The following is a 13,909-nucleotide window of genomic DNA, read 5'->3' on the forward strand; positions in this document are numbered from 1 at the left end:
AATTACTATCACTTAGTGGAGCCTTTAAACTCTACAATGTCTTGCTTAGGATCAAACTCGCAACAGGTATTGCGGCCAGTATTTTTGGCTCTATACAGTGCGACATCCGCTTCGCGAATGATTTTATCGGCTCTGCCTGCGGTTAAGTCTTCAAGTGATGAAAGGCAAGATACGCCGGCACTTACTGTAATAGCAACGCTATTCTCTTGATTAATTTCAATTTTTTTGGCTGCTATTTTATTGCATAAGCCTTGCGCAAAGTGCATTGCGCCACTGGAGTCGGTGTAGGGCAGCATTAAGGCAAATTCTTCTCCGCCGTAACGCGCAGGAATATCGGTAGAGCGGCAATGTTTTTTAATTTCATTCGCAATATTTATTAACGCTCGATCGCCAGCTTCATGACCAAAGGTATCGTTTATGTTTTTAAAGTGATCAACATCAATAATAATAAACGCAAGACTAACCGGACTTGAGCTTCGAGAAATTCGAGCAATTTCATTGCTTAAGCATTCTAAAAGATAACGCCGATTGTTAAGCTTGGTTAAATGATCGGTTCTCACGAGTTGTTTTAGCTCTTTATTTTTTAGACGCAGTTCTTGCGTTCTGGAATTGACTTCATTTTCTAAACGCTCTTTTTCAAGTGAAATTTTTCGTAATCTAAAATTAATAATTTGAGTGACGAGTATCACTACAACTAAGATGATTAAAAGTGTAAACCACCAGCTTTGCCAGTAAGGTGCAGATAAACTAAACTTTAATTTTGCTGGAGTTTCACTAAATTGGTGGCCGTTGTGAGTCGCCTTAACCTGTAACTCATAGTTTCCTGGAGCCAGTTTGGCGAACTGTATTTTGCTTTCTGATTGAAGAGGAGACCATTCGCGACTCACGCCAATTAAGCGGTAGCTAAACTTTAAGTCTTTGTGGTTTCGATATGAAAGGCTTACAAAAGTTGCGCTGAGGATAGCATTTTCGTAGGTTAGGGTTTCATTAGGCACTACAACTTTGTCACCAAAGGTGAGTTTTTCAATAAGTACTGGTGGTGGCTCGGGCTGGGTTTTTCTATTTTCAGCGTAGCGTGTCACACCAAATGCAGTTCCAAACCATAAGTCACCGTTAGGGTGTTCAGCTACAGCAGTGGCAGCTCCTTCTAAATCGGGCAAGCCGTCTGTGCCATCAAATGTGGTTACTTGGTATTTTTCTATTCGCTTTAAACCATTATTGGTATAAGCCCACACGCGTCCCTTGGAGTCAACTTTTACCTGCCAAACGTAGTTATTGCCAAGACCATTATAGCGGTCATACTTAGCGAGTAGCTTAAGGTCTTGGCTAACATGCAGCAGCCCATTGCCATTACTTCCTATCCAAAAATTGCCATCGGCGTCTTTATCCATAGACCAAACGGTATATTCATGGGTTTCTGGTACGCCTTCTATTTGACTATAAGATTGAGTTTTAGGATTGTAAATGATTACTCCGTAGTTATGCGTGCCTAACCAGAGCCGTCCCAGGTTATCTTCTGAAATACTAAAAATATTGCTCAGACCTATAGGATTTTCGGGTACAGGATGGATTTTTCCTTGGCTCCATTTAGCCAAACCTCGCGCGGTGCCAATCCAAACCTCATTATTTTGGCTTATTTGAAAAGCCGAAACATAATTTGAAGGTAAACCTGATTGAGTTGTGTATTTACCTATAACTTGGTTGTCTTTCCAGTGAATTAGCCCAGTTTGAGTACCGATAAAGACACTGTCGTCGGGCAAGTTCTTGATGGCATAAACTCTTAATTGGTCTTGTTGTAACTGCTCTACTAAACGAGTGATTTCTTCGGTTTTTGGGTTAAGTACGCTGACTCCTTTGCGAGTGCCTAGCCAAATATTGCCGCGTTTGTCTAATGAGATGGCTCTTACAAAGTCATTACTTAGCCCCTGAGCTTCGCTATAGGAAGTGAATTCTCCGGGCAAATATTTGATTAGCCCGGCATCGGAACCAAACCAAATAATGCCTTCTTTATCTTCGTAAATACTATAAGTTGTGACGCTTTTTAAACCTTTTTGTGGCGACAAGCGTTCAAAGGCGCCATTGGTCAGTCGGTACACGCCTTTATAGGTGCCAATCCATAAGTTGTTTAATGAGTCTTTTAATAGCGAATTAACACCATTACCTTTGAATAAGTTGCCATCTTTTTTTTCAATCGCATTAGTTTCTTTGTTAATTAAATAGAGACCGTTATTAGCGCCTACCCATATACCTTCTGCTGTATCGAGCAGTGTTCTAACCGCGCCAATACTGCGTGATTGGTAAAGTACTTCAACAAAATCTGTTTGGCTGGATTTTGCTAATCCACTATCAGTTCCAACCCAAATGACATGGTTTGAGTCTTCAATAGCTACTCGACTTGAGGTAGATGGTAGCCCACTTGTTTGGTCATAAACGGTTGTTTTCTCGCTATCAATCTGTAAAAGGCCACCTTCTGACCCCACTAAATAGCCGCCATTTAATTTAGTATTGAGTTTAAAGAGGTTTTTGTTTGGAAGACGCTCATTAAATAGAGCACAATCAATAACGGTATTACTAATGTTCTTTGTTGGGTGAATTAGACACATTCCTGCCGCGGTTGTAGCCAGCAGTTTACCTTCGTGTAAACTGCTGATACTTCGAATTGTATTGCTAGGGAGTTTTACGTCAACACTGATAAATTCACTGCCATTATAGCGGATTAAACCAGCATAACTGCCAAGCCACAGGTAACCGTAGTGATCTTGAGCGATACTGGTGACTTGCCCTTGCGGCAGTCCGTCAAATAAATTGTATTCTTTAAAGTTGTATTGTCTGGGTACTTTGTTAATCGCAAGGAGCGAATTAGAAAAGCTTATACCCAAACAACAGCAGGCAATAAAAAATAGCTTAAACAGCTTAATACAGCGCATAAGAAAGCAAAATCTTGTTGAAAACACCTTGGTAAGTATAGTTACTTTACTGGGTAAAGCTAAAAAAATGGCTTAGATTGTTGTTTTATTAAAATAGGCGCTAATAATTTGATTATTTGTTATAAATTTTTAAACAAAGCTTTAATCATTGACTAAACTTAACTTTAAACCAAAATCTAATTAGTCGAACGATTAAAAGTTTCTTTTACCCGCCCTTGATTGACTTGGGAACAGCTTTTTATCTTAGTAACAACTAATGCAACTTATTATTAAAAGTGGAAGCAGTTGGTCAAAGTGTCTAAATCAGTTTTACTTCTTTTATCAATAATGTATTTTTCTTGGGTTAGCGCTCAGCCTGAAGAGGCGGCGTCATTAAACCGTGCAGAGGCTAGCGCGCTATTTTATAGCACGCTTAACGATTTAAACCTACCGCCTGAGCAGCAAAGACTTAACTTAGAGTTAGTACTGCAACACGCTGAAGCCTCTCCTCAAAGTCCATTGCAGCAATTAGTTGTTTATCAATTAGCTATTTTTCATGCCAAAGAACGAAATTTTGAGCTTTCCCATCATTATTTAAGTCGCTTAGGTGCTGAGGCAGAGGCAGACGGCCCTGACACGCAAGTGCTGGAGTTCTTAAAAAATAAAGTCAATTTAGAGCTAATGTATCGGCAATCTGAATATGAAAAGTTGCAACCACTCGCCGACAGCCTAATTCAACAAGCGAATCGGATGAACGTTAAAGCTCAACCTTTCTCTTTTGATACAGAAGTCTCCATTACTCAGTTAGATGTTGCTGAAGTACACAACATACTCGGCGTTTCTCACTATATGGTAGGTAATTATGAACTTGCACAGCAAAATTTCTTAACTGCGCTTAACCAATATCAAAGTATTGAAGTGCTTCATAAGGTTGCGCCCACGCTAAGTAATTTATCAATGATTAGCTGGGCGCAAGATGACTTTGAAAAGGCACTGGAATACTTAGAAAAAGCCATCTTAATTGCTCAACAAACCAATAATACTCGTTCATATTTAACTAATTTACTTAACAAGGGCATTTATCTACGCGAGTTAGGTAAGCACCAAGAGTCAGTAGCAACTTTCGAATCTTTGTTAGCCGATGAAAATATTGGCCTATTCCCGAGAATAGAAACCCATGTTTCGATTTCTTTAGGGAACGTTTTTCTTGAAAATAACCAATGGGAAAAATCTAGAATTCTAGCTGAAAAAGGGCTTGAAATGGCACGCAAAACTCGGAATGAGCAATACATTGCTAGAGCGAATGTCTTATTAGGTCAATTAGCTTTAGTTAATAAAAATTATTCCAATGCAGAAAAGTTATTAAACGATGCATTAGCCTACTATCAAGATAAGAAATTTAAGCGAGAAGAAGCGGATATTTACCAAGTATTAAGTAAACTTGCAGAGGCACGAAATAATCATCAAAAAGCCTTAGCTCATTTTATTCAATACCATAGTAAAGTGACTGATTTGCAAAATGAGTCGAGAAAACAATCGATCGCTAAGCTACAAGAAAAGTTTAATGCTAAACAACGTGAACAAGAAATTGCCGCTTTGACCAGCAGCAACACATTGCAAAAGCAGCAGTTAGAAACAGAAAAGCTTAATCGGTATGTATCGTTGCTCGTTTTTGCTAGCGCGCTGTGTATTATCGTCTTTGGACTTATATTTTATTATCAACGAAAAGTTTCCAAACGCCTAATTAGGCATAATTTTGAAATTCAAGCTCGCGAAAAAGTTTTAACCATGTACTCAATGGCATTTAAGAACAGCTCAGACGCAGTTTGGATTTGTGATAAGCATTTTAATATTGAAGTAGTTAATGAAGCCTATTGCAAAGTTACCCGCCGTGATGCAAATGATATCGTTGGGGAAAAAATACGCTTTGCTCCTGTTCACGGACAAGATGAACATATGGCTGAGCGCCTGTTTAAATTGGCCGATGAAAATGGGCGCTGGCAAGGTGAAGTTTATGATAAAAAAGCCAATGGCACTGTTTTTCCGCTAGATCTTAAAATTGAAGTCATTAAAAACTCCAATGGCGAAGTTGAACACTACCTTGGCGTATTTAGAAATATTGCAGAGAAGAGAAGAGTGCAAGAGCAGCTTTTAAAGCTTGCTACCCACGATGACCTTACTGGATTGCCTAATCGAGCATTGTTAAGTGAGCTGATTGGGGTCGCCTTTAAAAATGCTGAACGCAACAAAGAAGCACCGGCTTTATTATTTTTAGACTTAGACGGATTTAAAAAGATTAATGACTCTTTTGGGCATCAAGTGGGTGACGAAATTATTCAAAAAGTAGCTCAAAGAATCATAGTCACCTTACGCAAAAAAGACGTTGTCTCTCGAGTGGGAGGGGACGAATTTTGTGTATTGGTTGAGCTTAAAGATCCACAGCTAGGCGCTGCCATTGTAGCCAAGAAGCTGTTAAAAGCGTTTCAGGAACCGTTTAGCATTAATGCAGGTGTATTTAAGCTGACTACCAGTATTGGGATAGCGCTATATCCTGAAGATGCAACGGAGCCACAAGAGCTTTTACGCAAATCTGATATAGCTATGTATGATGCAAAGAATGAAGGTAAGAATGGTTATCGCTTCTTTGAAGATAGAATGAATAGTCACGTTAGCTCTCAGTTAGCGAGAGAGCAGCAAATTGCTCAAGCCATAAATCAAAATCAATTTATTTTCTATTACCAACCGTTTATTAATATTAGCACTGGAAAAATTGCAGGCGGTGAAGCGCTTATTCGTTGGAAAAAGCCTGATGGAAAAATCGTGTTTCCCGATGAGTTTATTTCCTTTGCTGAAAAAGCCGGCTTAATCGAACAGATAGATCATATTGTGATTGACCAAGTATTCGCTCAAGTTGCGCAATGGAAGCAGCAGAGCCAATTAGATTGCGGCGTTATTTCGCTTAACCTGTCAGCAAAAATATTTTCGCAATCAAATAAACTGATATCCCTATTGTCAAAAAGCTTGCAAAAACACCAAGTGAATGCCAGTGATTTTAAAATAGAAATAACGGAAGGAATGTTATTGAGAAATATTGAACAAGCCATATCGACAATGGCCGACTTGAAAGCGATGGGCTTTATGCTTGCGGTTGATGATTTTGGCACTGGGTTTTCTTCACTCAACTATTTAAAAAGATTTCCAATTGATATTCTTAAGATTGATCGCACCTTTATAATGGATATGCACCGCTCTAAAGTTGATAGAAATATTGTTCGGTCAATTATTGACTTAGCGCATAATTTGGAGCTCAGTGTAGTCGCAGAGGGCGTAGAGCTTGAAGAGCACTTAGATATTCTAAAAAAATACCAGTGTGAAGAATTTCAAGGCTACTTGTTTAGTCGTCCGGTTGTTGTTGAAGCGTTTGAAAAGTTACTTGCCGATCACTCCAAGGACCTTTGAAAGCCTAGTTTGCTGATCGAGTTTACTGGTCGAGTTTACTGCTCTAGTTTACTGGTCGAGTCGTTTACACTAGATCCAGTTTAAAGCTGGTTGAAGCATGGTTTAGGCTGAATTCCCTCATATAAAAAACCTAACAAAAAATAACAATAGCTTATAGGTTACGGCTAAAAATAGTCGACTAACAACTAGCTCATAGTTTAAACGGGCCGATAGGAGTTCCCATAAAGCTTATCTTTGAGCGAAGCTCGCCAGTTCTAAGTTTGCAAGCCATTCTGGATTAAGTTCAAGGCTTCGCTTTCTTGAACAGGCTTTGAGTATAGATAGCCCTGTGCCAATGGACAGCCTCGTTGGGTTAAGTATTCTGCTTGTGACTCGGTTTCGACGCCTTCGGCTATTATGCCAATATTCAGTTTGTTCGCTAAAGTAATGATGGTTTCAATAATGGCTTCATCTTTATCATCCTCACCAATATCTTTTACAAAGCTGCGATCAATCTTTAGGGCGTCGATTGGAAAATCTTTTAAATATTGGAATGAAGTATAGCCTGTACCAAAGTCATCTAGCGAGATGGCAATGCCTTGTTGGTTAAGGTTGTTAAGTAGCTTAACCGCACTTTTCATATCTTGCATTAGGGTACTTTCTGTTAATTCAAATTCAATGCAATTAGCAGGTACTTGATAAGCGGTTAACTTTTCTGCAACAAAACTAGTTAAGTCGTAGTGATGTAAATGTTTGGCAGACAAGTTTAAAGCAAAAGTGGTCCTTATTCCTAGTTGTCTCCATGCTCGCATAGTCGATAGCCCTTGCTCTATCAGTTGTTCTGTAATTGCTATGATTAAACCTAACTCTTCTGCCAATGGAATAAATTCAAAAGGTGCAATTAATCGCCCATCTGGCTTTTGCCAGCGGGCTAATAATTCGAAGCCTTTAATTGTCTTAGTGGCTAAATCAATCTTTGGTTGGTAATGAACTAAAAATTCATTGTTTCGAATACCTGCTCTTATTTCATTTTCTAGCTGTAGACGTTTATTGGCAAATTGATTCATTTCGGCAGCATAAAACTGAAAATTATTGCGTCCTTCATTTTTAGCGTGATACATCGCAATATCTGCATTTTTAAATAAATCGGCAGGGTTGTTAGCATCTTCTGGAAAAATAGCAATGCCGATGCTCGAAGATATAGAAACTTCATGCTGCTCTAAATTAAAGGGTAGGATCATTTTTTCAGTAATTGTTTGGGCTATCTTACTGACAACTTCAGGCGCATTTATTGCCTCAAGCATAACCACAAACTCATCGCCGCCAAGTCTCGCTACCGTATCATTTTGACGAACACTTGACTCAAGTACTTCAGCTGCTCTGGTTAATAGTTGATCGCCAATATCGTGTCCGAGCGAGTCGTTAATTTGTTTAAACCTATCTAGGTCAATAAAAAATAGTGCAATTTTAGTTTTGTTGCGCTTGGCAACGTTAATGGCATGGCCTATTCGATCCATGAGAAGCGCTCTGTTTGGTAGGCCAGTTAAGGTATCGTAATTAGCAAGCTTTTGAAGTTCTTCTTGGGCTTTTTTTTGTTCTGCAATGTCGGTTATAGCAAACACGGTATAGCGTTTTTGGTCATCATTTAAAAATGCGTTGGCGTTGATTAACACGGGTAACGGTTTTTGATGATTGCGCTTTAAGAATGCTTCACCTTCCCAGTGTTGCTTTTCTTCTAAGTTAGTCAGCAGGGTTTGGTCAAGTAGGTTATTGCCTTCTTGATTGACAAGAATGTTTAGCGCGGAGCCTACAAACTTTTCTGGTTGTAGCTCGGTACTACGGTAGAGTGCATTATTAGCTGCTGTTACTCGAAATTCTTGGTCTGTAATAATAACCACATCTCGCGTGCTTTGAAATGCTTCGCTGAATAAGGTGGCTTTGTCATGATCATCTTTAGAGCGTGTGATATCGATAAAGGTTCCAGTTACTCGCTTCGGGTTGCCATTAAGATGGCTTTCTGTCACCCGGGCAACGTCTTTATACCATGCCACACCTTTACGTTTACTTTCTAGGCGGTAGCTTACTTCAAATAGTTCAGACTCTCTTGCGATAAACTTATTCCACAGGGATAAATAGTTGTCTCTATCTTCGGGATAAATTGCGGCAAGGCGTTGTTCAAATGGAATAAGCTGTGAGTTTGATTGATCTTGTACTTGAATACGAGGCTCAAAAACAAGATTGTTATGCTCTTGCCAATCCCACATTCCGCTATCACTGGCGCTTAGAGCTAACTGTAAACGCTGCTCGCTAGTTTGTAGAATATTGTGAGCTTTTAGTAGCGCTACTTGGCGCTTGCGACGTTGCCAATAAATAATTCCCGCGCCGGATAAAAAGATGAAAATATAAATACTATATGCCCACCAAGAAAAAGCAGGGTGTGGCTTAACTTTTAAATATAGGCTTTCAGGTGCTGATGCGTTGCCTGTTTCATAATCAATCACCGCAACTTTAAAAACGCTTTCACCTGGTTCTAGTTTAGGTAAAAATAGTTCACTATCACTGGTTATTGCCGGTTTGGTTTGCGAACTTCCTTCTATCCAATACTGATATTTTAAGCGCTTGGGATTGGTTAAACTTAAAGCAGAAAACTGTATTTTTAAGCCATAGTCATTGTGTGTCAGCTCAAGCTGAGGTTCATTTAGCGGACCATAGACTTCTGGCATTTCTCGTGACATTAAAGATATTTTGGTTATGTGGTTGGAAAGTGAGTTGGTTCTGCCAGTGGTTGATAAAGCACTCGGAGAAACTTTCATTACGCCTTTAATGCTGCCTAAAATGAAGTCGCCGTTATTAGAAAGTGTGGCTGCACCCCCGTTAAACTCGTTGGTCGCTAAGCCATCATCAGTTGAGTAAACTCTAAGATGAAAAGTGTCTTTATTAATTTTAACCAAACCAGAGTTTGATGTGACCCAAACGTTGCCCTGTGAGTCGGGCAAGAAATCAAGCGGACTATTGTCTGGCAGTCCGTCTAAACTGGTAAATTGTTTTATTTCTTTGCCTGTCAGGCTGTCTATAACAAAAATTCCAAAACCAGGGTAAGCAATCCAAGTTTGCTTACCATCAGAATAGACATCTGTGGCAAAGGTTCTGGGTTTATCTGAAGGTGGCAAGGCGTGTAATACCTGAAAGTTACCTTCACTTTCTGAGTATTTGACGACTTGATCGACCATTGTAAAGTATCTTTTATCTGAATCGTTTGGTACTTGTCCGGCCATTCTAAAAAATCGTTTGGTTATTTTTCCATTTGATTCGGTGTTCTCATTAAATTGAATGTCTCCAGTTTCTAAATTAACGCTATGCAAACCTTGGCGATTGATGACGTTTAGCTGGCCGTCACTTTTAAAATAGAAGTCACTGATATTTTCGCTTAAAAATTTGCTTGCTATATCGGTTGTGGGGAGTTTTTCCTCGCTCAATGTTTTGGTATTGAATACTCTTACGCCATTGGTGCTTAGCATCCAAAGTTTTTCGCCGCGTAGTTCAAATTTATAGAAGGTTGACTCAGAAATGGTTGCTTTAGGATCAGCGTTTACTAAAAACTGACGAACTTCTTGCGATTTTGGATCAACGCGGTTAAGACCGTTACGTGTGCCTATCCAAATAAAGCCCTCGTTATCGATGGCTGTTGCCCAAACCCTGTTATTACTCAATGAGCGATTGCCTTGATTATTCTGTTGAAAGTAAGTAAACCTGTCTTCAATAGGACGCCACTTAAATGCACCGTCATTACGACTTCCTAGCCATAAATTGCCTTCGTTGTCTTTAATCATATCAATAATGTTATTGTCTACTGATTGAAAGCGAGAATTGGCGTAGTTTAAGGTGTATTCTTTGCCACCGTTCTTATTGAGCTTAACCAGCCCTTCGTGCGTTGCTAGCCAATAGAAACTGGGCTCTTCTATCAATTTCCAGACATTTAATTCAGGTTCTAAAGTTTTAACTGGCACGGGATTATTATTATCTAGCTTAAATTGATTGATTGCTTCAGGGTCAAGTTCATAAAGGCCCTCTACCGTTGCAACCAACAATTGGCCTTGCTGATTAAGCCACAACCCTTTTACATTTCGCCTGTCGTCTTGTGGTTGTTTGCTGTCGCTACTGGGCGTTTTTGAGGATAAAAACTGAGTAAAGGGAATTTCTATTTTGGTGGACTGCTGCGGATCAACTAAAAACAATCCATCGCTAGTACCCACAAGAATATCACCATTAATGGGAAGTATTGCTCTAATGCTATGGCGAATGCTTAGCCGTGGTTCAAAGTCGATAACGAATGTTGACTGTTTGGTGCTTATGTCATACTTAAACAGTGCTCTTAATGTGCCCATCCAAAGCGTTTTGTTGTGGTCTTCCTTTATGGTAAAAAACGCAGATTCTTGAATCTCTCTTCCTTCTGGAAAAGGTGGTTGAATTTCGGTTATTTTGTGGCTTTTTTTATTGATAATAAAATTGCGATTAGGCGCGCTTCCAACCCAAATGTTACCTTCGCTGTCTTCAAATAAGGTATTAATGGTTTGGATTTCTAATAAATGATCGGGACCACTGAGCGTTTTAACTCTGTGGCCATCATAAACATTTAAGCCCTGTTGGGTTCCAAGCCATAAAAAGCCGTCTTTGTCTTGCAAAAGCTGCTTTACTTCAGCTTGGCTTAATCCTTCGTCTAAAGACAACTGTTCTAACTTTATGTTTTTATTAGCATTTACTCCAAAACTAAGAATAAATAATGCATAAACAGCTAAAAACTTTTTCAAGAAGATAATCTCCACTGGAGTAAGTGTTGTAAAACAGAAAATAGAGTATGAATTAAGCTTAGTTTAGAAACGCTAAAAGTAAAATTTAAGCGGTGATAAAGCAGTGAAATTAGGGTAGAAATTAAAAAAAGGCTGGATTAACGAAGGGAAAACGAGCTTTTAGTCAAAAATTGGCGGGTCGGTTGCCGGGATATTAGGTTGAGTGGCATTTAAGTCATTTTGAACATTACTATTAAGTTGCGCTTTTAACTGTTCGACTTGTTCGGAAAGTTGGGTTAACTCGGATTTTAGGCGCACGTTTTCTCTGCCAAGCCAGCCGGCTCGCTCGCTTTGTTTTTTAGCATTTGATTGGGCAGTCGTTAGCTGGCTTTGTAATTCTTTTAGTTGGGCCGTTGATTGTTGCGCAGAAGAGGATTGGTTGCTCTTAAGCTCTGCTAAGTCTGCGTTGGCTAGTTCTAGCTTTTCTTCTGCTTGTTGCAAAGCCTCTTGTAGCTGAATTAATTTTGCGCTTTGACTTGCTTGCTGAGCAATAAATTGTTGAGCTTGAGCATCTAACTGTTGTGTTGTTGCGCTATTAAGCTGGGTGTAAATTAACCCACTAAAAGCCGATACCAACACCAATACGCCCAAAAGGCTCTTAGCGTGAAACTTTAAAAAGCTTTGAGAGGCTCCACAAATATGACATTGGCTTAACTCGTCGGCTATGTCTCTCTTACAGGCTAGGCATCGTTTGCTCATAATTTAAACTAAATTCTTATTATCTGACTCAATTAGCTATGCTGTAATTTAGCATGCTTAGCTGTGATGAAAAAGTCTCACCGTATGATTCTTATAAAAATGTGAACTTTCGGGGTTGAATTTTGGCACAGAAAAGGAATGTTAGCGCTCATTGTTATTTTTTGCCGGTTCTTAATCCAGAAAGCGATTTAATTATTCCGCGCATCATACTGACTTCAAGCGCTGATGGTTTACTGCGGTTAAAAAATTGCTTAAATCGCTTCATGGTATCTGTCGGTTGCTGCGGTCTTATGTAGCCGCTAGAAACGAGCTCTTTCTCAAGATGTTGATAAAAATGGTTGATTTCTTGTTGTGTTGGCATTTTTACTGAGCTGTTTGATTCTTTAACTGCTTTAGTTTCGGTACTAGGTGGCGTGGCTTGAGAAAGCTGCTTAAATAGTTCGTAGCAGACAATTTGAACCGCGCTGGCTAAATTTAAAACGTCATATTCTGGGTTTCCTGGAATATGAATTATTTGTTGGCAATGTTCTAAGTCTGAGGCACTAAGCCCGCTGCGTTCGCACCCAAAAAGAATGGCGACTTTGTTATCGGGGTGATCAACAATCCATTGGCATGCGCTTTCACAATCATTAATCGGTCGGCTAAAGCTGTGCTGCTGCCTGGCCGTAGTTGCAAAAACTTGAGTGAAATCGCTTAATGCTGTTGGCAAGCTATCAACTATGCTTGCGTTTTGTAAAACGTCTTTAGCACCGGCAGCGCGAGATTCTGCTTGTAAGCTAGGGTGATCAACTGGATTGACGAGTATCAAATTACTGAGTCCCATGGTTTTCATGGCTCTCGCGACTGCGCCTATATTGCCTGGATGAAAAGTATTGAGTAAAACAATACTCACTCTGTTTAAGCGGTTTTTCATAGCTGAAAAATCATTCTTGTTAGCTAGCATTATAGGAATAATCCATGTTGTAATTAGAAAGTTAGCAAGCCTATTAGGCCAAAGCCCGTTTTAACACATTTTAACTGTTCTTATTTAGAAGTGACATAAAAACAGGACTTGCTGCCAAACTTCGCTACAACTTATAGTCTTTTTAATTTTAAGGCTTTTATAATCGATACTTTTAAAGATAATATAAACTACCACTAGCTAAGAGGCGTCGCTCTGCATGAATGCTTTATTTTATCGGCTTGCAAAAGCGTTACTCGTATTCTTGTCTGTAAATAGTCATATGGGTATGGCGCATGAATATACTAATAGTGCCACCTATGTCGGTAATGAGGGAGTTCTAATCTCCTCAAAGGACAGGCAGGTTATTTTTGATCCATTTTTTCACCAAGGATTTAATAATTACACATTAGTACCTAAACCTCTAAGAGCGAAAATCTTTAATCAAGAGCCTCCTTTTGAGCAGATAAAACTGGTATTTATTTCACATGCGCACGCCGATCATTTTGATAGACTTGATGTGCTTCACTATTTAGAAACGAATCAGCAAGTTGTAATTATTGCGCCGCAACAAGCGGTAGAGCAGTTGCGAGAGTTTTCACAGTTTAAAAAATTTAGCTCGCGAGTGATTCCTATTGCCCTTAAAAAAGGCGACAAGCCGTTAGCAATGTCGATAGCGGGAATTAATATTGAAGCGGTTAGAATTCCTCATGCTGGATGGCCCAGTAGGGCAGAGGTTGAAAATATTGTCTATCGAGTTCAACTTGATGATTCGCTTACAGTCGTGCACATGGGAGATGCCGATCCTAATATCAGTCACTTTAATGAGCATGCGACGTTTTGGCCAAAAAAGACAACTGATTTAGCCCTGCCACCTTATTGGTTTTATTTGTCCGAGCAAGGGTTAACTATTGTCGATAACGTAATTAAGGCTAAGCAGAATTATGGTATTCACGTGCCAGTCATTGTGCCTAAGGATTTAAAAGCGTCTAACCGAAACTATTTTAGTGTACCGGGCGAGACACTAAGCATTGACTAAATCTTTTTTTAATTATTAACTCACTTGCTCGCTAAAGATA

6 protein-coding genes are annotated in these 13,909 nt (G+C 39.4%); 2 read left to right on the forward strand and 4 right to left on the reverse strand.

What is annotated here, in order from left to right; all coding sequences use genetic code 11:
- Nucleotides 1-8: 8 nt before the first annotated feature.
- A complete protein-coding gene (locus ACUR5C_RS04315) occupies nt 9-2,927 on the reverse strand; it encodes a diguanylate cyclase (protein ID WP_454467131.1) in 2,919 nt (972 codons plus the stop codon).
- 294 nt (nt 2,928-3,221) lie between these two features.
- On the opposite strand from ACUR5C_RS04315, the gene ACUR5C_RS04320 reads away from it, so the two are divergent.
- Nucleotides 3,222-6,365 (forward strand): EAL domain-containing protein, encoded by a 3,144-nt coding sequence (locus tag ACUR5C_RS04320; protein ID WP_454467132.1) that lies wholly within the window; start codon nt 3,222-3,224, stop codon nt 6,363-6,365.
- A gap of 254 nt (nt 6,366-6,619) precedes the next feature.
- Here ACUR5C_RS04320 and ACUR5C_RS04325 read toward each other — a convergent pair whose 3' ends face one another.
- The 3 genes from ACUR5C_RS04325 to ACUR5C_RS04335 all read right to left on the reverse strand — a co-directional run bounded on the left by ACUR5C_RS04325 (nt 6,620) and on the right by ACUR5C_RS04335 (nt 12,833).
- The gene (locus ACUR5C_RS04325) at nt 6,620-11,152 is read right to left on the reverse strand and encodes an EAL domain-containing protein (RefSeq protein WP_454467133.1); all 4,533 of its coding nucleotides are present in this window, start codon (nt 11,150-11,152) and stop codon (nt 6,620-6,622) included.
- Between the two features lie 159 nt (nt 11,153-11,311).
- Entirely contained in the window at nt 11,312-11,890 is a 579-nt protein-coding gene (locus ACUR5C_RS04330) for a hypothetical protein (RefSeq protein WP_454467134.1), read from the reverse strand.
- Nucleotides 11,891-12,044: 154 nt separating this feature from the next.
- On the reverse strand, nt 12,045-12,833 hold the full coding sequence (locus tag ACUR5C_RS04335; protein ID WP_454467135.1) for an RNA methyltransferase: 789 nt from the start codon (nt 12,831-12,833) through the stop codon (nt 12,045-12,047).
- 217 nt (nt 12,834-13,050) lie between these two features.
- On the opposite strand from ACUR5C_RS04335, the gene ACUR5C_RS04340 reads away from it, so the two are divergent.
- Nucleotides 13,051-13,869 (forward strand): MBL fold metallo-hydrolase, encoded by an 819-nt coding sequence (locus ACUR5C_RS04340; RefSeq protein ID WP_454467136.1) that lies wholly within the window; start codon nt 13,051-13,053, stop codon nt 13,867-13,869.
- Nucleotides 13,870-13,909: the final 40 nt, after the last annotated feature.

This window comes from Aliikangiella aequoris (assembly GCF_053709105.1).

Excerpts from the sequence above, each read along its gene's own strand:
- ACUR5C_RS04315 (WP_454467131.1), bottom strand. The coding sequence starts at position 2,927 with ATGCGCTGTATTAAGCTGTTTAAGCTATTTTTTATTGCCTGCTGTTGT.
- ACUR5C_RS04330 (WP_454467134.1), bottom strand. The coding sequence starts at position 11,890 with ATGAGCAAACGATGCCTAGCCTGTAAGAGAGACATAGCCGACGAGTTA.
- ACUR5C_RS04335 (WP_454467135.1), bottom strand. The coding sequence starts at position 12,833 with ATGCTAGCTAACAAGAATGATTTTTCAGCTATGAAAAACCGCTTAAAC.
- ACUR5C_RS04340 (WP_454467136.1), top strand. The coding sequence starts at position 13,051 with ATGAATGCTTTATTTTATCGGCTTGCAAAAGCGTTACTCGTATTCTTG.